The sequence below is a fragment of the Burkholderia sp. b14 genome (assembly GCF_900156195.1).
Lineage (GTDB): Bacteria > Pseudomonadota > Gammaproteobacteria > Burkholderiales > Burkholderiaceae > Mycetohabitans.
Map to the genome: position 1 here is coordinate 651,168 of NZ_FTPJ01000002.1, position 20,854 is coordinate 672,021.

At 62.3% G+C, this 20,854-nt stretch carries 20 protein-coding genes and 2 pseudogenes; 11 read left to right on the forward strand and 11 right to left on the reverse strand.

What is annotated here, in order from left to right:
* Nucleotides 1-14: 14 nt before the first annotated feature.
* From B0B13_RS04135 to B0B13_RS19950, 3 genes and pseudogenes are all read left to right on the forward strand, one after another.
* On the forward strand, nucleotides 15-269 hold the full coding sequence (locus B0B13_RS04135; RefSeq protein WP_076794425.1) for a type II toxin-antitoxin system prevent-host-death family antitoxin: 255 nt from the start codon (nucleotides 15-17) through the stop codon (nucleotides 267-269).
* A complete protein-coding gene (locus B0B13_RS04140; protein WP_170872358.1) occupies nucleotides 266-691 on the forward strand; it encodes a type II toxin-antitoxin system VapC family toxin in 426 nt (141 codons plus the stop codon). The genes B0B13_RS04135 and B0B13_RS04140 overlap by 4 nt, the downstream gene beginning before the upstream one ends.
* A gap of 142 nt (nucleotides 692-833) precedes the next feature.
* A pseudogene (locus B0B13_RS19950) lies at nucleotides 834-957 on the forward strand (integrase core domain-containing protein); the annotation flags it as partial.
* Between the two features lie 250 nt (nucleotides 958-1,207).
* Here the strand turns inward: B0B13_RS19950 and B0B13_RS04150 are convergent.
* A complete protein-coding gene (locus tag B0B13_RS04150) occupies nucleotides 1,208-1,579 on the reverse strand; it encodes a hypothetical protein (protein ID WP_286137231.1) in 372 nt (123 codons plus the stop codon).
* Nucleotides 1,580-1,828: 249 nt separating this feature from the next.
* Here B0B13_RS04150 and istA point away from each other — a divergent pair, with 249 nt between their 5' ends.
* Nucleotides 1,829-3,367 carry an IS21 family transposase gene (gene istA, locus B0B13_RS04155; RefSeq protein ID WP_076794427.1) on the forward strand — a complete coding sequence of 513 codons (1,539 nt, stop codon included), beginning with the start codon at nucleotides 1,829-1,831 and terminating at the stop codon, nucleotides 3,365-3,367.
* 65 nt (nucleotides 3,368-3,432) lie between these two features.
* Complete coding sequence (gene istB, locus B0B13_RS04160) at nucleotides 3,433-4,122, forward strand: IS21-like element helper ATPase IstB (protein ID WP_373566413.1); 690 nt, start codon at nucleotides 3,433-3,435, stop codon at nucleotides 4,120-4,122.
* A 354-nt stretch (nucleotides 4,123-4,476) separates the two neighbouring features.
* Here istB and B0B13_RS19075 read toward each other — a convergent pair whose 3' ends face one another.
* A complete protein-coding gene (locus B0B13_RS19075) occupies nucleotides 4,477-5,181 on the reverse strand; it encodes a hypothetical protein (protein WP_237573940.1) in 705 nt (234 codons plus the stop codon).
* 177 nt (nucleotides 5,182-5,358) lie between these two features.
* On the opposite strand from B0B13_RS19075, the pseudogene B0B13_RS17080 reads away from it, so the two are divergent.
* Nucleotides 5,359-5,717, forward strand: a pseudogene (locus tag B0B13_RS17080) (hypothetical protein); the annotation flags it as partial.
* Between the two features lie 78 nt (nucleotides 5,718-5,795).
* Here B0B13_RS17080 and B0B13_RS04175 read toward each other — a convergent pair.
* Nucleotides 5,796-6,107: a hypothetical protein gene (locus B0B13_RS04175; RefSeq protein ID WP_235091548.1), complete on the reverse strand. Its 312-nt coding sequence runs from the start codon at nucleotides 6,105-6,107 to the stop codon at nucleotides 5,796-5,798.
* A 423-nt stretch (nucleotides 6,108-6,530) separates the two neighbouring features.
* On the opposite strand from B0B13_RS04175, the gene B0B13_RS18280 reads away from it, so the two are divergent.
* On the forward strand, nucleotides 6,531-6,668 hold the full coding sequence (locus tag B0B13_RS18280; RefSeq protein WP_170872359.1) for a hypothetical protein: 138 nt from the start codon (nucleotides 6,531-6,533) through the stop codon (nucleotides 6,666-6,668).
* Nucleotides 6,669-6,756: 88 nt separating this feature from the next.
* Here B0B13_RS18280 and B0B13_RS04180 read toward each other — a convergent pair whose 3' ends face one another.
* Nucleotides 6,757-7,089, reverse strand: a complete 333-nt coding sequence (locus tag B0B13_RS04180; RefSeq protein ID WP_076788681.1) for a DMT family transporter — start codon at nucleotides 7,087-7,089, stop codon at nucleotides 6,757-6,759.
* A 372-nt stretch (nucleotides 7,090-7,461) separates the two neighbouring features.
* Between B0B13_RS04180 and hpnD the strand changes: the two genes are divergently transcribed.
* The 3 genes from hpnD (at nucleotide 7,462) to B0B13_RS04195 (ending at nucleotide 11,106) form a co-directional block, all read left to right on the forward strand.
* Entirely contained in the window at nucleotides 7,462-8,271 is an 810-nt protein-coding gene (gene hpnD / locus B0B13_RS04185; protein WP_076794626.1) for a presqualene diphosphate synthase HpnD, read from the forward strand.
* 61 nt (nucleotides 8,272-8,332) lie between these two features.
* Nucleotides 8,333-10,336: a squalene--hopene cyclase gene (gene shc, locus B0B13_RS04190; protein WP_076794428.1), complete on the forward strand. Its 2,004-nt coding sequence runs from the start codon at nucleotides 8,333-8,335 to the stop codon at nucleotides 10,334-10,336.
* Entirely contained in the window at nucleotides 10,312-11,106 is a 795-nt protein-coding gene (locus tag B0B13_RS04195; RefSeq protein ID WP_076794628.1) for a phosphorylase family protein, read from the forward strand. The genes shc and B0B13_RS04195 overlap by 25 nt, the downstream gene beginning before the upstream one ends.
* A gap of 29 nt (nucleotides 11,107-11,135) precedes the next feature.
* On the opposite strand, the gene B0B13_RS04200 is transcribed toward B0B13_RS04195, so the two are convergent.
* From B0B13_RS04200 to B0B13_RS04220, 5 genes are all read right to left on the reverse strand, one after another.
* Nucleotides 11,136-12,290: a glycosyltransferase gene (locus B0B13_RS04200; protein ID WP_083703612.1), complete on the reverse strand. Its 1,155-nt coding sequence runs from the start codon at nucleotides 12,288-12,290 to the stop codon at nucleotides 11,136-11,138.
* Between the two features lie 3 nt (nucleotides 12,291-12,293).
* Complete coding sequence (gene hpnA / locus B0B13_RS04205) at nucleotides 12,294-13,289, reverse strand: hopanoid-associated sugar epimerase (RefSeq protein WP_076794429.1); 996 nt, start codon at nucleotides 13,287-13,289, stop codon at nucleotides 12,294-12,296.
* The gene (gene hpnH / locus B0B13_RS04210; RefSeq protein WP_076794430.1) at nucleotides 13,289-14,410 is read right to left on the reverse strand and encodes an adenosyl-hopene transferase HpnH; all 1,122 of its coding nucleotides are present in this window, start codon (nucleotides 14,408-14,410) and stop codon (nucleotides 13,289-13,291) included. The genes hpnA and hpnH overlap by 1 nt, the downstream gene beginning before the upstream one ends.
* Nucleotides 14,411-14,426: 16 nt before the next feature.
* Complete coding sequence (ispH, locus tag B0B13_RS04215; RefSeq protein ID WP_076794635.1) at nucleotides 14,427-15,350, reverse strand: 4-hydroxy-3-methylbut-2-enyl diphosphate reductase; 924 nt, start codon at nucleotides 15,348-15,350, stop codon at nucleotides 14,427-14,429.
* Nucleotides 15,351-15,468: 118 nt separating this feature from the next.
* Nucleotides 15,469-16,101, reverse strand: coding sequence for an MlaC/ttg2D family ABC transporter substrate-binding protein (locus B0B13_RS04220; RefSeq protein WP_076788687.1), 633 nt, complete (start codon nucleotides 16,099-16,101; stop codon nucleotides 15,469-15,471).
* Between the two features lie 222 nt (nucleotides 16,102-16,323).
* Between B0B13_RS04220 and hpnN the strand changes: the two genes are divergently transcribed.
* Nucleotides 16,324-18,978 carry a hopanoid transporter HpnN gene (gene hpnN / locus B0B13_RS04225; protein WP_076794431.1) on the forward strand — a complete coding sequence of 885 codons (2,655 nt, stop codon included), beginning with the start codon at nucleotides 16,324-16,326 and terminating at the stop codon, nucleotides 18,976-18,978.
* A gap of 19 nt (nucleotides 18,979-18,997) precedes the next feature.
* Here the strand turns inward: hpnN and B0B13_RS04230 are convergent, their stop codons facing one another.
* Together B0B13_RS04230 and B0B13_RS04235 are read right to left on the reverse strand one after the other, a co-directional pair.
* Complete coding sequence (locus tag B0B13_RS04230; protein WP_076794432.1) at nucleotides 18,998-19,453, reverse strand: hypothetical protein; 456 nt, start codon at nucleotides 19,451-19,453, stop codon at nucleotides 18,998-19,000.
* 185 nt (nucleotides 19,454-19,638) lie between these two features.
* Nucleotides 19,639-20,514 carry a hypothetical protein gene (locus B0B13_RS04235; protein ID WP_237573938.1) on the reverse strand — a complete coding sequence of 292 codons (876 nt, stop codon included), beginning with the start codon at nucleotides 20,512-20,514 and terminating at the stop codon, nucleotides 19,639-19,641.
* Nucleotides 20,515-20,854 lie beyond the last annotated feature (340 nt).

Below are 20,854 nucleotides of genomic sequence, written 5' to 3' on the forward strand. Positions count from 1 at the left end.
CTTGGAGAAATACCATGACGATCACCACCCTATCGAGCCGGGAACTGAATCACGACGTGACCAGGGCCAAGAAGGCAGCCAACAAAGGGCCTGTGTTCATTACCGATCGCGGCAAGCCTGCCCACGTACTCTTAAGCTTTGAGGCCTACCAAAAACTCACGCAACAGCGCCGCAATATTGCGGACACCCTTGCCATGCCCGGCGTGGAAGACATCGAGTTCAATCCGCCACGTGCTAATGTTCAAACGCGGCCGGCTGATCTAACTTGATGTACGTACTCGATACCCATGTTGTGTCCGAGTTGCGCAAGATTCGGGCCGGCAAGGCTAATGCCAATGTCACGGCATGGACTGCCAGCGTGGATGCGGCTTGGCTTTTTGTGTCCGCTATCACCATCATGGAATTGGAAACGGGTATCTTGCAAATCGAGCGGCGCGATGCCGATCAGGGCAGGATACTACGAGCATGGATAGAACATCACGTACTGCCCGAGTTTGCAGACCGCGTTTTACCGATTGATATTCGTGTGGGGCAACGCTGCGCCCGGTTGCATGTACCCAACCGGCAATCAGAGCGAGACGCATTGATTGCGGCCACAGCGCTGGTACACGGGATGACGGTTGTCACCCGTAACGTGGCGGATTTTGCCGCGACCGGCGTCAATCTCCTTAACCCCTGGATGGACGCATAGCCTGAGGCGAGCGTACATTTACGCAAACCTTAAAAAAACCGTGCCGGTAGTCGCTTCAGCGCCGCAGACGCCCACGACCCCATGGCCACGATGAAAACGACTCGGGTTGCCCCGCGACTGTTTGACGCCTTTGCCCGCCACGCTCGACGAGGTGCTCGACAAGTGGGCGTATGAAAAGGCGTCAAGGATCGACTTCTCTCGTGCTGACGCCAACCGATAACACGAAGAATGAGTCGTTCAACGGGCGCTTGCGTGAGGAAAGCCTGGTCTGACTGGCGCTGCGCAATGTCGTTGCCAAATGGACCGGTTCCCGACATGATTGGAAAAGCGCAATGACGCAGTTCGCGCTGCTTTACCCCGAGCGCTTCAACATCAGACTGTGAGTTTCAACCCGCCTCACACACAGAATTCCGGATACGTCCTTCACCACTTGAAGATAGACGGTGAACTGGCATCACCCTGTCCGACTCGCGAAAGATTCTCCGGATAAACAAAGCATGCTGGTTCAGCTGCAGGTTAATGTAGCCGACTTCTGAGCCAAGGCACACTGTCCTGGATTCGCGCCCGGGTCGGCTCGGAGAACGAGTTGGCTTCTATAAAACGGGTGATTTCACCCATCGCTATATCCCATTGATGATCGTTTAAATTAGGTAGCCAACGCTCGCGCCGAAGTTTGTTAAGCCCATCCAATAAGGCAGCTTCACCCGCGCCATTCAATAAATTCAATCCCTGCTGCCAGACCCACTTTGCCAGGGCATCGTCCAGTGCGTAGGTATACGTTAGTAGGCCGAGTGCGGCCTGCGCACGCTGCGCTGGCCGCACGCGCAGCAGCGCCGGCTCCAGTAACTGGAGTTCGTGAGCGTGCTGCTCGCTCGGTAAAGTAGTCAACCCCTTTAGAAGATAGCGTAGTGCGACGCCCAACTGTTCGTCAGGCAGCGACAGCGTCCAATCACGCAGCTGCGTATTTCAGGCCATCGTAGACGGTCATTTCAGACGAAGGTAGACGGTGTTTCAGGGCAACGTGGACGCCGTTTCAAAGCATCGTAGGCGGCGTTTCACGCTGATCGTGGACGAGCAAGGGGGAGCGCGAGTGATCTGACCAAGGCATACGCTGATCGTTTTTTTGCGGATCAGCTCATGCCGACACCCAGGATCACGATGCGCCAGATACGAAACGTTCTTCGCCTGCACTTGGAGGCAGGCTTGACTTACGGCCAGATTGGCCGAGCCCTGGGCGTGCCCAAATCGACGGTGGGCAAGATCGTCGTGCTGGCACGCGTTGCCGGCATCGATTGGGCCGAAGTACAGGGGCTGGATGACGCGAGCCTCGAAGCGAGGCTGTACCAGCCGGCGGTGCCCCGCTCGGCGCGGCACTTGGAGCCTGACTTCGCCTACCTCCATCAAGAGCTCAAGCGCCCGGGCGTCACCTTGCAACTATTCTGGGAGGAATACGCCCGGGCCAACGCGCAGGCGTACAAGTACACAAGTTTCTGCGTCAAGTACCGCAAGTGGGCGGCGTGCCTGAAGCGCTCAATGCGTCAGACCCACATCGCCGGCGACAAGCTGTTTGCCGACTACGCTGGCCAGAGCGTGCCCATCATCGACGCGGTCACTGGCCAGATCCGCGCTGCACAGGTCTTCGTTGCGCTATTGGGGGCATCGAACTACACCTATGCTTGTGCCACTGAGCGACAAACGGCGGCGGACTGGATCCGTTCGCTCATTGCCGCGCTGGAGTTCTTCGGCGGCACGCCCAGGCTGATCGTGCCAGACCAGCCGCGCGCCCTGATCGCTCAGCCCGACCGCTACGAGCCCGGCATGGGGCGGCTGGTGGAGGAGTTCTGCGACCATTACCATGTGGCTGTACTACCAGCTCGGCCTGCTCACCCGAGGGACAAACCGAAGGTCGAGAACGCGGTACTCGTGGTTGAGCGCTGGATCCTGGCGCGCCTGCGCAATCGCCGCTTCTTTAGCTTGGCCGAACTGAACACGGCGATCGCTGAGCTGCTGCACGAGCTGAACTGCCGTCCCTTCAAGAAGCTGCCTGGCAACAGGCGTGAGGCCTTCGAGCGTTTAGACCAACCGGCTCTGCAGCCCCTGGCATCCAACCGCATGGCCATCGTGCGTTTCAAGCGGGCGCGCGTGAACGTGGACTACCACGTTGAGCTCGACGGCCACTATTACAGCGTTCCACATCGGCTGGTGCGCTCCACCGTGCAGCTGCGCATCGGCGCCACGGCGGTGGAAGTGTTTGACGGCGCCACGCGCGTGGCCATCCACTTGTTGAGCGCCGCCAGGGGCGGGTTCACCACCGATCCCGATCACATGCCCGCTTCGCACCGCGCTCACCGGGAGTGGACTCCGACCAAGCTCATGGCCTGGGGCAAAAGTATCGGCTCGTCGTGTGCCGCCGTGGTGCATTGGCAGATGGAGAATCGTCCCCACCCCGAACAAGGTTACCGCGCATGCCTTGGCTTGCAGCACTTGGGCCGGCGCTTCGGCGCGCAGCGGCTGGAAGCCGCCTGTACACGCGCCATGGCCATTAACTCACCCACCTACCGCACCGTCAAATCCATTCTGGACAACGGCATGGACCGGCAACCGCTGCCGGGCAAGCCGATACAAACGTCTGTGCCCCTGCACGAGAACGTGCGGGGACCAGAGTACTACCACTAACCACGAGGAACGACGTGATATCAGCTCACACTTTGGATCAATTGAAGACGCTGCGCCTGGACGGCATGATCGCTGCGTTGGGCGATCAGGCCACCAGCAGCGCCGCAGCCGAACTGCGCTTCGACGATCGCTTCTCTGTGCTCGTGCAGCGCGAGATCGACTGGCGCGATAGCAAGCGGTTGGCTCGCATCCTGAAGGCCGCCAAGCTCAAGGTGAGCAACGCGTGCATCGAAGACATCCTCTGGCGCGACTCGCGTCACCTGGACCGGCACATGATCACGACGCTGGTAGGCGGTGACTGGATCCGCCATGCCCGCACCGTCCTCATGACCGGCGCCACTGGAACCGGCAAAACCTGGTTGGCTTGCGCCCTGGCGCAGCAGGCCGCGCGCGGCGGCTTCACGGTGTTCTATACCCGAACCACGCGACTGATGACGGAACTGCGTGTTGCTCACGGCGAGGGTAGCTTCGTACGTCGGTTGGCGCAATTGGCGCGCTACGACTTGCTGGTGCTGGATGACTTTGCTGGCGCGCCCATGGGGCCGGCCGAACGCACAGATCTGCTCGAGTTGCTGGACGATCGCGTCGGCGCCCGCGCTACCCTGATTACCAGCCAGATGGCCGTCAACCAATGGCATGCCTGGCTCGACGATCCTACCGTTGCCGACGCCATCTTGGATCGCATCGTACACGGCTCTCACCGCATTGCACTCAAGGGCCCATCGTTGCGCGGCCCCGAAAACGAACAACCATGAACGCCTTCAACATCATCGTAGACGAGTGCGATACCATGAACGCCTTCACTCGCGCTCACCCAAACTGTCCATGATCACGCTGAAACGCCGTCCACCATCAGCCTGATTCGACCGTCCATGATCGCTGAAATACGCAACGCAGCTAAGTGTACTGTGCGAATCGCTCTGCTCTTGGAAAAATCCATATGGCACTGGCTAACATGCCAACTGATGCGCCTTGATGAGAGGGCGGCAGTTGCAACGCGTGTTCGCGTAACACCGCATACAGCCCAAGGAGGCGATCGTTGCCGCTTCCACCAACGTGGAGCATTCGCCGACACAATGCCGGGATCAGCTCCGCTTGCTCAGACATCCTCAAGGACGCAAGCCGAGCCACGAGCGCCTGATAACGCTCGACAACCTCCGGTGAGCGAAGCAAAAAAAGTTCAGACTGTCAGCTAGTTCCGCCCAGACATTGTCCTGCTCGGGCGCACGCTGCTGCGCCATCGCGTAAGCAAAATCGAATAATTCAACCCGCTGGTTCCACTGAAAATCGCGCAATGAGTGCAACAACAGCGCTTTTTGTATCTGCACGCCATCCTTCGGAATGCGCTGCGCCGCCGCGTACATGCGCTTAAAGGCTTCGCCGCGCTCGGCTTCTGGCAACGCTTGCAGACGCTGACGCAACGCGTCAAGCGGCTCGACGTGCTGCGCCGGATCGGCGAGCGTGCCATCCATCTCATTGAGCAGCTGGTTGACTGACGCGAGGCTCACGGCTTGGTTGGCTCGTTGCCAGTAGCGGTAGACTGAATGCCGACTTTGCATCGCATGGTACGTGCGACGATCGACTGCTGAAAAATTTCCCACGTCTTGGACGGGCACGTAGTCACCGATCTGCTGAATCAGTTCAGGCGGTAGGTCATGATATGTCGTGGGCCGGTTGGCCGGCAGGTTCGCCAGCCCACCGCTTGCCGGTTTTAGTGTCGGCGGAGGTGCCGACGCAGCAGGCTGCGGGCACGACTCCAACGCACACATGTAGGCTTGGCAGTCGTTCAAAGCGGCATTCAGGTCAAAGTCCATCTGTAAGCTCGGCAGTCGATAAAAAACGTCGCAATACGAAGTGAGGCCGCGCAGCAAGCTAGCGGAAAACGGGAGGCTGGGCACAGCGATGGACTGTGAACGCCATGTTTTTGGCGGATAGTGCAACGCCAATATGCGGAAATTGTTACATTGTCCGTTGGCAAGCCACACTCTTAAAGAAAAATGAAGGCCCCGATGGGCCGGCGTGAAGCGCTGGAGGTGCTGCCTCGGCAGGGGCTATCGCAACGCAAGGCATGTTGCTATCTGGGGCTGAGTCGTCGGGTGGCAACCTATACGCTTAAGCAACCCCAAAAGGATCGGAGCGTGGGCGAGCGACTGATTGCGGCCACTCAGGAAGTGCCGCGTTGGGCTACCGGCAGATGTCGGTCTGCCTAGCGCTGGGCGAATCGCGCATGCGGCGAATGTGGCGAGCGCCATGCAGCTGGCTGCAAGATGCTGCAATCGGCCCGGCCTTCATCGCGCCCAGCAGTGCGTGGCAAAACGGGTTCGTCGAAAGCTACTCTGCCCCCTGGAGACAGCACGGTGCATTCACCGTGCCTTTACCATGCCGTGACACCGTGACCGTGCTGGGCGGGAACGACATGCACGGCAGGCTACGTCAGGCAGCGGGCCACATGGAAACGCATTGTGGATTCCTCCGGCGCCGCGCCTCTGGCCGGCTGCGCAACGCTGACAATCGTGCCGCCCGTCGCCGACGGCGTTAGCAGGATCACCCAGCTACCCCGCCCGATGTCCAACTCCGTCATCTCGCCGCTGCGTGACGCGCGCACGTTCGGCAGGCGGTCGCGCAAGCAGGCACTGATATCGCGCATAGAGCGCAGCGAAGACACGTAGATCAGCGGCTTGACCTGCGCGAGCGGCGATCCGCCGTGTCCGCTGTCTGTCGCACTCGAGCATCCGGCCATGCTGAGCACTGTCGCAAGTGTGAAACAGCACCGGCGGATAAATGCGCAATGAGAGGGGTTTCGCATAAGGCTGTTCCGAAAATTTTCTTTTTACGGCATAATTCAAGTCGTCGAAAGCCGTAACTTCCTTAAAAAGGAAACTTCTTCGCGATCGACACTGCGGCTCCGAGAAGTTATAGGCGATTTGAGCAGACCAGAAGCGTCGAGCCCGAAAAAAAGCCGGCACGAAGCCGGCTGAAGGGCTCTGGTCTTATTCCGAGGGCTTAACCAGAACCTGAGACTGATGCGAGGCGAGCCCCGCACAGGGCCGCAATTATCGCATATAAAGCACTGGCGAGTGGCAAATTCTGCCCGCCGGTGCTAATTTTTTTCAGAATCGTTGACTGCATCGGCTTTTAACTCGCGCTGAGCAACTCAATTCCCATGCCGGATTCTGAATTTGATTTATTGTCGGTGGCGTTGCGAGTGCATAAGCTGATGGTGCGCTTCAACCTGCTGTGGCACGAGAGACCGGTAAAACAAGCGATCATGGCCGCGGAGTTGATCCAGGCGCTCGCCTAGCGCAATGCGTATCGGCCGGACACGGGACGCCCTGTGACGCCAGCGCGCTGATCACCGCAACCGGCACGTCCCGACTCAGTCAGCATCCCTAGTGGACAGCGGTCTTCGAAAAGCCGTTCATTAACACGACACCGACGACGATGAGCCCCATGCCGGTCACTGCAGGCCAATCGAGCCGCTGATCGTAGACAAAGAAAGCAACCAGCGAAATCAATACAATGCCGACTCCCGACCAGATTGCATAGGCAACGCCAACCGGCACCGAACGCAACGTCAGCGACAGACAGTAGAACGCGACCGCGTAGCCGAGCGCGGTGATCACCGACGGCAGCAGCCGCGTGAAACCATCGGACGCCTTGAGCGCCGACGTGCCGATCACTTCGGCGACGATCGCAATCGCAAGATAGAGGTAGGCAAGCATGGCAGAGACATCGCTGCAGCAACGACCATGATTATACGCATGCGCGCGCAGGAGCGTCCCCAGGCGCCATCGACGTGACTAATCCGGCGTTTTTTGGTCATTCCTGCGGTAGAGCGTGACGATGGCAATAGATGCGCCCATTCTGTAATAAACCGGGCAGAACGGCGCACGATCCGTGCCGAACCGGGTAAAATCCGGCGCGAACGGGGCGGGCAGCAACAAACTATGCTACCTTTGCGGATAATTTGGCGCGCGCAGTCGCCATAGTGACGCCTGGGCACGCCATGGTGACTGCGCGCAGCCGATCCTCACGTTTTATTGCACACCGAGGAGCCAGTGGGCATTGCCGAACCCATCGAAGCACATCACGCCATGACCAGCCAGCAGGTCGCGTCGGGCAGTTCGTTCTATGCCGCGATGCGCCTCTTGCCGCGCGCGCAGCGCGAAGGCATGTACGAGATCTATTCGTTTTGCCGCCAGGTCGACGATATCGCGGACAGTGGCGCGTCGCGCGAGAGCCGGCTGGCCGCGCTCGAGCAATGGCGCGTCGCAATCGCCGCCTTGTACGCCGGCAAGGCGAGCCCACCGCTGACCACGCTCGCGCGCGTCGCACAGCAGTTCTCGCTGCGGCAGGACGATTTCATCGCGGTGATCGACGGCATGGAGATGGACGTGGTTGACACCATCATCGCGCCGGATCGCAATACGCTGGACTTGTATTGCGACCGCGTCGCCAGTGCAGTTGGCCGCTTGTCGGTGAAGGTTTTCGGGATGCCAGACGACGACGGTCGGCAGCTCGCGCACCATCTCGGACGGGCGCTGCAGTTGACCAACATCCTGCGGGACATCGACGAGGACGCCGATATCGGCCGCGTCTACCTGCCGCGCGACACGCTCGCGGCGGCCGGCATCGTGCACCCCACGCCCAACGCGGTCCGCGCCGCGTCGCTCGGCCGCGCATGCGCGCCACTGATTGCCGACGCGCGCGAGCACTTTGCGCAAGCCACCGCGATCATGGCGCGGTATCCGCGGCGCGTGGTCATTGCGCCGCGCATCATGGCGCAAGCCTATCACGCGTTATTCGCGCAGTTGGTCCGGCGCGGCTTCGCCGCGCCGCGTGAGCGCGTGCGCGTGTCGCGTGCGCGCCTCATGCTGGCCATTGCCAGACACTGGCTGTTCTGATCATACGGCCGGCGGCAGGCCGGCCGCACGCCGCACCGCGGAATTGTTGCGAGGAATACGAATGAACATGTTGCATGAACCGTTGCATCCCAACGTCGATGACGCGCGCACCGCGCACGCCAGCGCGCCGCCGCCGGCCGAGCGTCTGGAGCAGGCGGTCCGCTCGGCGACCAACGCGCTGCTGGGCGCTCAACATGACGATGGCCATTGGCTATTCGAGTTGGAAGCCGACGCGACGATCCCGGCCGAGTATGTGTTGATGGTCCATTATCTGGGAGAGACGCCGGACCCCGTGCTCGAAGCGAAGATCGGCGCCTACCTGAGACGCATCCAGGGCGAGCATGGCGGCTGGCCGCTGTTTCACGACGGCGCCTTCGACATGAGCGCCAGCGTCAAGGCATATTTCGCGCTGAAGATGATCGGTGAGCCGCTTGACGCACCGCATATGAAACGCGCCCGCGATGCGATTCTGGCGCGTGGCGGCGCAGCCAAGAGCAACGTGTTCACGCGGATCCTGCTCGCGCTGTACGGCATACTCGACTGGCGGGCAGTGCCGATGATGCCCGTGGAGATCATGCTGCTGCCGAGATGGTTTCCGTTTCACCTGTCGAAAGTGTCGTACTGGGCGCGCACCGTAATCGTGCCGCTGCTCGTGCTGCAAGCCAAGCGGCCGCGCGCGCGTAATCCTCGCGGCATCGGCATCGATGAGATTTTCGTCGGTTCGCCACGCAACGTCGGGCCGATATCGAAGGCCCCGCATCAGAGCCAGGGATGGTTTTCGTTCTTCTCAACCCTCGACGCGCTGCTGCGCAAGCTCGATCCGTATTTCCCAAAACAGTCGCGCCAAAAGGCCATTGACGCCGCGGTGCACTTTGTCGACGAGCGCCTAAACGGCGAGGACGGCCTCGGTGCGATCTTCCCGGCCATGGTCAACTCGGTACTCATGTACGACGCGCTCGGCTATCCGCCGGACCATCCGCATCGCGCGATCGCGCGCAAGTCGATCGATAAGTTGCTGGTGATCCACGACCACGAGGCCTATTGCCAGCCTTGCCTGTCGCCCGTCTGGGACACCGCGCTGACTGCGCACGCGCTGCTGGAGACCGGTGAATCGCGCGCGATCGAGCGTGCGGCGAAGGGTCTCGACTGGCTGCTGCCGCTACAGATTCTGGACACTCGGGGCGATTGGATCTCACGTCGCGCAAACGTGCGGCCTGGCGGCTGGGCGTTCCAGTTCGCGAACCCGCATTACCCGGACGTGGACGACACGGCGGTGGTTACCATGGCGATGGACCGCGTTGAGAAGCTGCAGGTGCGCAATCGCTACCGCAATGCGATCGACCGGGGCTGCGAGTGGGTAGTCGGCATGCAAAGTCACAACGGCGGCTGGGGCGCATTTGAGCCGGAAAACACGCATCTCTACCTGAACAACATCCCGTTCTCCGATCATGGCGCGCTGCTGGACCCGCCGACCGTGGACGTATCGGCACGGTGTCTATCGATGCTTGCACAACTGCCCAGCACGCCGCAGCGGCAGGCGTCGGCTTCGCGCGCGAAGCACTACCTCCTCGCCAACCAAGAGGATGATGGCAGTTGGTATGGCCGATGGGGCATGAATTACATCTACGGCACCTGGTCTGCGTTGTGCGGCCTGCGCGCCGCCGGCGTCGCGCCGGACACGTCGCCGATGCAGCGTGCGGCGCACTGGTTGCGCTCAATCCAGAATTCGGACGGTGGGTGGGGCGAGGACGGCGACAGCTACAAGCTCGACTACCGTGGCTACGAACGGGCGCCGAGCACCGCGTCACAGACCGCATGGGCGCTGCTGGGACTGATGGCGGCTGGCTGCGAACACGACGAAGCCGTCGCGCGCGGCATCGCGTACTTGCTGAACACGCAGAACGACGAAGGACTATGGAATGAGGCGCTGTTCACCGCGACCGGATTCCCACGCGTGTTCTACCTGCGCTATCACGGCTACCGCAAGTTCTTCCCGCTGTGGGCGCTCGCACGTTACCGCAATCTCACCGTACGCAACGCATGTACCGTAGCCTGCGGAATGTGATACATGACGCACCGGTGGTGGTCGTCACCGGCCTCGCCTTCGAGGCCCGAATCGCCGCGGGTCCGGACGTACGCGTGATCTGTCAGCAAAATGCCGGACTAGCGACCACGCTCGGCGCGATCGTCGCGCAGAGCCGGTCCTGCTCAGCGCTGGTAAGCTTCGGCACCGCAGGCGGACTGGTGAAATTGCTACGCCCCGGCGCGTTGCTGGTGGCCCGTTCGGTGCTGGTCGCCGACCCGCGCGGCCAGCACCGAGCGAGCGCAGCAACGCGGGACGATGCGACGCTAATCAGCACGCAGCGTTACGCAAGCGACGAACGATGGTCCCACGCGCTGCTCGAGCGGCTCAACGGCGCGGTCCACGCAGATCTGGCAGGCATCGCAACGCCAGTCAGCCAGGCGGCGGACAAGCAGCGGCTGCAGCATGCGTGTGGCGCGTGGGCCGCCGACATGGAGTCGCACATCGTCGCGCGCATCGCCTATGAGCGCGGCCTGCCTTTCGTGTGCGTGCGCGCGATCGTCGATCCAGCCGAGCGTTCTCTGCCGCCGGCTGCGGTCGCAGCGCTCAACGACGACGGGTCAACGGACCTGGGCGCCGTCCTGCGCTCACTGCTCGCCCATCCGGGTCAATTGCCTGCACTGTTGGCGGTGGCGCGCGATGCGCGCGATGCGCGTCGTGCGCTGATCGCGGCACGGCACAAGATCGGCGCGGCATTCGGTTTTCCGTCCCGCGCGTCTGGTCGCGCTGCGGTTACATCAGCAGGCGGCTAGCTGCGAAGCGTCAAGAGGTGAGGAGTCGTTCAACGCCGCGCCTGCGCGCGGCCCTTCCACATGCCGCCACGACCACGCCAGTGCTGCAGCGCGGAGTCCAACGTAAACGCGGTATATAACACGGCGACGACCGGCAGGCATGGCCCCCACCCGCGCGAACGACCGTAGAAGCGCAACATGGGCAGGTATGCGAAGGTCATTGCCGCCCAGGCCAGCGCGCTCGCCACGCGGGCAAACCCGCTGCCGAACAAGACCAAAATCGGCGGCGCGACGAAGGTGATCAGCAGTGACACGATCGTGCCACACAGCCACCACGGCGAATAGTGCAGCTGCGCATACGCGGTACGCGCGACCATGCGGTGAATCTCGCCCAGATTGTCATACGGCCGCACGCTGCGCGCCCGATTGGTCAGACCCAGCCAGATCGCGCCTTGTGACTTCATCCGGGCGCCCAGCGCACAGTCATCGATGATCTCATCACGAATCGCCTCGATGCCGCCGGCCGCACGCAATGCCTGCGCCTGCACCAGCATACATCCGCCCGCTGCGGCCGCCATCGGATGGTCACGCCGATTGACCCATGAAAACGGATACAACATCTGGAAGAACAACACGAAGGCTGGGATCAGCGCGCGCTCGAACCACGCGTCGCAGCGTAGCTTCGCCATCAACGAAACCATGACGCGACGGTCCACGATCGCGCGCGTGACCAGTTGCCGCAAATTATCTGGAGCATGTTCGATGTCGGCGTCCGTCAACAGCAACCACGCGGGCGGCGGGTCGGTGGCGTACGCAGCATCAATGCCTTGCCGGACTGCCCAAAGCTTGCCGGTCCAGCCAGCCGGCAGAGGCTCACCGCGCAGCACCGTGAGCCGCTCGGCGGCGCCCATCGCGCGCGCCGCGTCGCGTGCGATGGCAGCAGTGCCGTCCTCGCTGTGGTCGTCAACAACCACGACCCGCACCGACCCCGGGTAGTCCTGACGCAACAGGCTGCTCACCGTCTGCGCGATCGAGGCGGCCTCGTTGCGCGCCGGAATTACCGCGACGACCGCCGGCCACACATCAGGGGTGCCGGTGTCGGGCGAATCTTGATCATCCCGTTCGTGCGCCTGCCAGAATCCGCCGCGCGCCACAAGCAACATGATCCAAATCACCAGCGATAGAACGGCGATGGCTGTCAGCAAGCTTCACCTCAAGTAGCCGTTGGCGCGAAACCAGTCGAGCGCATCACGCAAACCGTCGGTATGGGCACGCGCGCGATAGCCCAGCTCACGCTGCGCCTTCGCAGAACTAAAAAACATGTGGTAGCGCGACATCCGCAACGCATCGACGGTGACGAACGGCTCGCGGCCCGTCAATTGCGCAACGCCTTGCGCCGCCAGCGCAAGCGGATACAACGGCCAGCGCGGCAGCCCAATTGACGGCGGCTTGCGGCCGACCATCCGCGCGATCGCCGCCAGCATCTCGCGCAGCAACACGTCGTCGCCGCCGAGGATATAGCGCTCGCCGATCCGCCCATGCTCCATCGCAAGCAGATGGCCCTGTGCGACATCGTCCACATGCACGAGATTCAAACCGGTATCGACGAAGGCCGGGATCTTGCCGGTCGCCGCTTCGACGATGATGCGTCCGGTCGGCGTAGGCTTGATGTCACGCGGCCCGATCGGTGTAGACGGGTTTACAATCACCGCCGGCAGCCCTTGCTGCGCGACCATCTGCTCAACGATACGTTCGGCGGCCACCTTGCTGCGCTTGTAGACGCCGATCGTGCTTGCCTCATCGGCTGGCGCGGTCTCGTCCACCGGACCGGTGGCACCGTTCACGCGCAGTGTCGCGACGCTGCTCGTATAGACGACTCGTTCGACACGCCGACGCAGCGCTGCTTGCATCACGCAGCGGGTCCCGTCGGCGTTGGCACGCATGATTTCATTACTATCGCGCGCCCACAGCCGGTAGTCCGCCGCCACGTGGAACAACACATCGACCTGATCGAGCGCACGCTCAACCGATGCTGCATCGCGCATGTCGCCTTCGACCAGCTCGATATCCAGGCCGCGCAAGTTGCCGCGCGGACTGCTCGCCCGGACCAGCGCGCGTACACGAAAGCCGCGCGCGAGCACGGCCCGGGTCAGCGCCGAGCCAACAAAGCCGGACGCGCCGGTCACCAGCACGCGGACCGACATTACGCCTTGGACTGACGCAATTCGGCCAGCTTGATCTCGACGTGCCGCGAGAACACATATTCGGCCGGACGCTGGCGATCGAGCGAGACGTCCGGCGCGAATGGACCCTCGGTTTTCACGCCGCGCAGCGACACACCGAGCGCACGCAACGGATGGGAGATCGTATCGTTCACCGCGGTCGCCTCGTAGCCACTGTGGACCATGCAATCCGCGCATTTCTCATAGTTGCCCGTGCCGTACCGGTCCCAGTCGGTCGTCTCCATCAACTCGCGATAGGTCTTCGTGTAGCCTTCGCCAAGCAGGTAGCACGGCCGCTGCCAGCCGAACACGGTGCGGGTCGGATTGCCCCACGGCGTGCAATGGTACGTGCGGTTGCCGGCGAGGAAATCGAGGAACAGGCTGGACTGGCTGAACGACCACGCCTTGCCGCCCTTGCCGCGCCGCAGGATGTCGCGAAACAGGTTCTTGGTCTTTTCGCGATTCAGGAAATGCTGCTGGTCCGGCGCACGCTCATAGGCATAGCCGGGAGACACGGTGATCCCGTCAACGCCGAGCCGCTTGACCTCATCGAAGAATGTCGCGACCTGCTCCGGCTGCGCATCGTTGAATAACGTGCAATTGATGTTGACACGAAAGCCACGCGACTTGGCCAGCTTAATCGCCGACACGCAACGGTCGTACACGCCCTCTTGGCAGACTGACTTGTCATGCATCTCGCGGTCGCCGTCCAGGTGGATCGACCAGACAAAGAATGGACTCGGCTGATAATCGTCGATCTTCTTTTCAAGCAGCAACGCGTTTGTGCATAAGTAGACGAATTTGCGGCGCGCAATGATGCCTTTGACGATCTCAGGCATTTCCTTGTGCAGCAACGGCTCACCGCCGGCGATCGAGACCACCGGCGCCCCGCATTCGTCGACCGCCTCGAGCGCCTCGGCCAACGATACACGCTGGTTCAAGATAGGATCCGGGTAGTCGATCTTGCCGCAACCCGAGCACGCCAGATTGCAGCGGAACAGCGGCTCGAGCATCAGCACGAGCGGATAATGCTTGTTGCGCTTCAGTCGCTGCTTGACCAGGTAAGCGCCGACGTACGCGGATTGCAGAAATGGGATGGCCAACTTCGACTCCTTTGCTTCACGCGGTCAGTTCAGCCGGCAGCCTGAACTGGATGTTTTCTTCAATGCCGTCCATGACTGATACGTCAACCGGGCCGAGCCGACGCAGTGCGTCGATCACGTCGTTGACCATCGATTCCGGCGCCGATGCGCCCGCAGTGATCCCGATGGTGTTCGCCCCGCGGACCCACTGTGGATTGAGTTCGCTGCCGTCGGCGAGCAAGTAGCTCGGCACGCCCGATTCGGCACCGATCTCGCGCAGCCGGTTCGAGTTCGAGCTGTTGGTTGCGCCGACCACCAGCAGCACATCCGCGCGCTTGCACAATTCGCGCACCGCAGTCTGCCGGTTCTGCGTCGCATAGCAGATGTCTTTCGTATCCGGACCGACAATATCGGTAAAACGCCGCTTCAACGCCGCAATGATGCCGCGCGTCTCATCGACCGACAGCGTCGTCTGAGTCACGTAGGAGACCGGCGTATCCACCGGGATGTCGAGCCGCTCAACGTCCGCCTCGGTCTGCACCAGCGACACCGGCCCGTCGATCTGCCCCATCGTGCCAAGGATCTCCGGGTGGCCGGCGTGGCCAATCAGGATCACCTGGCGGCCGTTCTTCAGATAGTTCTTGCCCTGCAGATGGACCTTGGTCACCAGCGGACAGGTCGCATTGAGCACCCGCAGGCCCCGCTCGTGAGCCTCGTCCTCGACCGCTTTGGCAACGCCATGCGCACTGAAGATTGTCACCGCTCCCGGCGGCGCCTCAGACAGCTCATCGATAAAACGCGCGCCCTTAGCTTTCAGCGACTCCACCACATGTCGATTGTGGACAATTTCATGGCGCACATAAACAGGGGCGCCGTATTTCTGCAACGCGCGCTCGACGATTTCGATCGCGCGAACCACGCCGGCGCAAAACCCGCGGGGTTGAGCAAGAATAACTTGCATAACGTTCTCCATAGGCGGTGAGCGATTCTAACGCTCATGGCCGATTCATGCCGGGTCAACGGCGCCACCTGCTGCGGAAAACGCAACAATACGCTGCAAACGGCTTGAATTACAAGCGCTACTGACCGAAACGCGCATTGTGCGCACTGAGGTACTGAATCAGTCCCTCGACCCCGCCTTGCGCGATCTGGCTCGCGAACTGCTGCTGATAAATCTGGATCAACCACGCGCCCATCATGTCGATGTCGTAAATCCTCCAGCCGTCTTGTCCTTTACCGAGCCGGTAGCCGACCGCCATGTCATCGCCGCTGCCTTGCACACGAGTCTTGACCACTGCATCCGTTCCTTTGGCGCTGAGCGTCGCCGGCTCGAAGCGGAACCGCACATTCTGATCGCGAATCTGCGTCAACTGCAACGCATACGTATGCACGAGCAGCATCTGGAACTGCTCGACTAGTTGCTTGCGCTGCTCCGGCACCGCCTGGTTCCAGGCCGCCGCGCCAACGGCAATACGCGTCGTCCTGGCAAAGTCGGTGTACGGTAAGAACTCACGTTCGACGATCTTGGATGTCGCGTTGACATCGCCACTGCGCGCGGCGGCATCGGCACGCGTCGCCTTGACCACGTTTTCCACCGCGCTGCGCACCGCATCGTTCGGGCTCGCGGCACCGCTTTTCGGCTTCTGGGCGAGCGCCGTACCCGCCATACCGAATACGGACAGCGCCACCAGCAAAGTCAACCATTTTTTCATCGCAATTTTTCCACGAAAGTCATATCGACTGCCTTGCATCCACCTTTTGCCGCAATAACCGGCGTTCCGCGGCCGTAGCTTAACGCAACTCGGCTTGCCGCGCGGTGGCGAACCGGCGTACAGACATGATTTACGCATCACGATTGCTGGCGACGTTGTGTCAAAGCGCTAGCACCACACCCTGTATACTCGGCGCCGAATCTCGCATTTCAGGCCATCCCCATGCTGACTTCGCTCCTCGCCCGCATCGTGCGTTTTTCGACACGGCATGCGTACTTCGTCATCGCGGTGTCAATCTTGCTGTGCGCAGCCAGCATTGTGTACATCACGAAACATTTTGCAATCGATACCGACGTCGCCGGGTTGATCGACCAAAACACGCCGTGGGCACAGCGCGGCAAGGCGATCGACGACGCGTTCCCGCAGCGGGCCGACGTCACGTTGGCGGTCGTCCAGGCGCCGGCGGCCGAGTTCGCGCAACGCGCAGCGGCCGAGCTGGCCGTGCGGCTCAAATCGGAAACCGCTTACTTCTCGTCCGTGACACGCCCAGATGGCGGCGCATTCTTCGAGCGTCATGGGCTGCTATTCATGTCGCAGAACGAATTGACAGAGTTGACCGGCAAACTGGTCGATGCGCGGCCCCTGCTGAATCGGCTCGCACACGACCCGTCGCTACGCGGGCTATCCAGCCTGCTGTCGGTCACGCTGCTCACGCCACTGCAGACTGGCCAGGTCACGCTGCCCGGCATGGCCAAGCTGCTGGAGCGCAGCGCCGACACGGTCGACGCGGTGCTCGCCGGACAGCCGGCTGGCCTGTCGTGGAGCGCACTGGTTGCGCCAGAGCTGCCCTCGCGCGCGTTCGTGCAAGTGCAGCCGCTGCTCGACTATCGGTCGCTGGAGGCGGGCGCCGCGGCGGCGGCACGGATCAAGCAGGTGGCGGCCGAGTTGCAGCTGGCGCAGCGTTATGGCGCGAGCGTGCAATTGACCGGCCCACGGCCGCTGGCCGACGAAGAGTTCGGATCCGTCCGCGAAGGTGCGGTGCCCAATGCCATCGGGACATTGCTCACAGTACTGGTCATTCTGTGGTTCGCGGTCCGCTCGCGCCGGATGGTGTTCGCTGTGTTCCTGACGCTGCTGGTCGGCCTTGCGATCACCGCCGCGCTTGGATTGATGATGGTCGGCGCGCTGAACATGATCTCGGTCGCGTTCGCCGTGCTGTTCGTCGGGATCGGCGTGGACTTTGGCATTCAGTTCGCCGTACGCTATCGCGAGCAGTTCCACCTGTGCGGCAACCTGGAGCGCGCGCTGGAGGGCACCGCGCGCTCGATCGCGATGCCGCTGTCGCTCGCGGCTGCGGCCACTGCTGCGAGTTTTTTCTCGTTCCTGCCAACCGCATACCGCGGCATATCGGAGCTGGGGCAGATTGCCGGCGTGGGGATTTTGTTCGTCGCGTTGCCGTCCTGCGTGACCCTACTGCCGGCGCTGATCTCGGTACTGCGGCCCACCGGGCGCGGCGCAGCGCCCGGATTCAAGTCGTTCGCCCCGCTGGACGAATTCACTGAGCGCCATCGCAACCCGCTACTGCTTGTCACGCTCGCACTGGTCGTGGCAGGCTTGCCGCTGCTCACGCAACTGCGCTTTGACTTCAATCCGTTGCATTTGAAAGATCCAAACAGCGAATCGATGCGCACGCTCGCCTCGCTGGCCAGCGCGTCCGACACCGGCGTCAACGATGTCCAATTGCTGGCTGCATCGCTGGATGACGCGCAGCAGGCCGCCAACAAGCTGCGCGCGCTGCCGGAAGTGGGCCGTGTGGTGACCGCCACCAGTTTCGTGCCCGACGACCAGCCGCAGAAGCTGGCCACGATCGCACAGGCGGCACGGCAATTGTTGCCCGTGCTGGAACAAACGCCATCGGACCCCGCACCCGACGGCGCACGCGTGTCAGCGTTGCGCAACGCGGCAGCAATGCTGGAGAATGCGGCACTCGATCACCCGGGGCCTGGTGCAAAAGAAGCCGAACATTTGGCGGTGTCGCTGCGCAAGTTGGCGGCAGCGGACGCGGCCACGCGCGATCGTGCTGAACGCGCGATCGCCGAGCCGCTGCAATTGTCGCTTGCGTCGCTGGCAAACTTGCTCAAGCCTACTTTGATCACACTGCAGACATTGCCGGCCGAGTTGCGTTCGCAATGGATCACCTCCGACGGACGTGCCCTCGTGCAGATCTCGCCCAAACTGGCCACCAGCATGAATCCCGACGAAGATACGAAACTGCGCGCATTCAGTGCAGCCGTGCTGGCCGCCGAGCCGCAAGCCATCGGCGGGCCAATCTCGATCCTGCAGTCAGCGGACACGATCGTGCGCGCGTTCGTGCAGGCCGGCGTGCTGGCGCTGGTGTCGATTACGGTGCTCCTGTGGATGGCGCTACGTAGCTTCGGCGATGTGCTGCGCACGCTAGTGCCGCTGCTGGTCTCGGCGGTCGTGACGCTCGAGTTGTCGGTATTGCTGAATCTGCCGCTGAACTTCGCGAACATCATCGCGCTGCCGCTGCTGCTGGGCGTGGGCGTCGCGTTCAAGATCTACTACGTGATGGCCTGGCGCGCCGGCGCGACGAAACTGCTGCAGTCTGGATTGACTCAGGCGGTGATTTTGTCGGCCGGAACCACCGCAACCGCGTTCGGCAGCCTGTGGTTGTCGCATCATCCGGGGACCTCGAGCATGGGCGAATTGCTCGCACTGTCGCTCGTGTGCACGCTGATCGGCGCGGTGTTCTTCCAGCCGGTGCTGATGGGCAAGCCGCGCGAGCAAGCCGCGCGCAGTACTGTATCGCGGCGTGCCCACGATAAGCAGCGTGCCAACAACGCAAAATCACGCTAGCGTGTGATCACATCGGCTCTCAGGCGGCGGGTGCCGCGTGGCCGATGATGTCACACTGGCCCCATCGTACCGGTGCATGCATGACCGGTTCTGGAGGGGCGGGCACGGCATCGGTATATGCCAGAATGTCAGCCCAATCATCGTCGCTGAAGCTGGGCCATGCCTCTTCGATTTCGGTCAGCAATGGCGGCAGCGGCCTCAGGTCGGTCGGCGGCACACTGGATCTGTCGTGCTGGGCCGTCGCCGCCGCGCCGCAGGTGGTCGATCCGAAACGCTGAACCATACCGGCGACCGACATCGGTTCGGATGACGAAGATGTTCTGAGCCCTTCAAGCGGTGCGGGAACCCGCGTGGTCGTGCTGGCACGGGGCACGACAGACGACGGCAAGTCTAAGTCTGGTTCGTGCTCCGGTGGCAGGGTCGGGAAACCAGGATAATACCCGGCAGACTGGCTGGCTTGTGCGAGAGAGGGCACGGGTCACTCCTTAAATAACAACGCGACAAGCATAACGCAGATATATTGCAGTGCAGAATATATCCACGACGCAGCATACCGCAGATCCGAATACACGGTGGGGCGCAACGCTCCAGCTAGCATCATGTCGGTGGCCGACGCCTCCAGGCAATGCTAAGCCATCCTTTATGTCACACCATCCTTTGCTAAGCTGCACGCGGATAGTTTCCCACGCGGTAGCCGAGCAGTGACGCCAACCGATTGGCCGCGGCAATATACTGGTCTTCCGAAATCGTGCCGTTCGCCTGTAGCGCCTCCAACGCAGACATCGCTTGCTGCGCGTCATCCGATTCCGCGTCATCGGCCTGCGCCTCGTCCCCCTGTCGCGGCACTGGCGCGATCACCCCGCCAACTTCCTTGGCCCGCCGGCGCAGCGGCTGAGTCATCCCGTCCGGCAGCAACACCAATTCCGCCAGATTCATCGGCAGCCGGCCATCGACGGCGGCAGCCTCCAACATGGCCTTCAGCGTGCTGTCGGACACCGAGCCCGCCAACGCCGGCTCGCCGAACCCGGGTACATACCGGCACACGGCCTCCCGCAGTGCGCGGGTGGAGCGCGGGTACAGGGACTGCCGGATGGCTTCGCGTAGCATGCTGCGATACGTCGACCCGTCGTTCGAATCGTCCGACGGCGCTATCGCGTGTTCCGCCCGCTGGGCGGCGCGCAACATCGCACGCAGCCGGCGGCGCTCGACGTGCTGCGTCAGCGAACGCACCAATGCACGCAAGTCATCATGGGTCAGCCTGTCCGACGGGCGTGGCTCGCCGCCCTCGGCACGCACGTCTGACATCTGTGACTCGTCGTCATCGGTCAGCACCGCTGACAGCCGCGGCTCGTCGTCATGGCTCGGCGCATTCAGTTCGAGCCCGAGTTCACTGAGTGGCATGCCGTGTGCGGCCAGGTATCGGGCGGACGGCAACCGCAACAACGAATCGCGCCGCTGCGCGCCAACCGATGATAGCGGCGACACCGGTTCGGCTTGCCAAACCGGGAGCGGATACCAAGCGCTGTCCAACTCCATGGCAGCTTCCGTCCATGGCGCATGATAGAGCGGATGCCAATCAGTATCGAAATGCGCGTCCAGCTGTCGCGCCAGAGAGCCGCGCCGCGTTGCTGTGATATCAACGCTGTCAGCCGCGCTCGAGCGGCGGCGTTGCAATCCGTCGAGCATGATAGGCGTGTGCTGTGCCGAAGCGGTGGCCGACGAGCGTTGCAGCGGAGCGCTTCGTTCGTCCGAGGGCGACACGACGCGGACCGAACATATGGATAGTCTCGACACCGATTCCTCCATCGACATTTGAAACGCCGGGAGGATAGCGCCGCGTCATCGTTGCCGCGACACGGAAGCGAGGTCGCGGCCA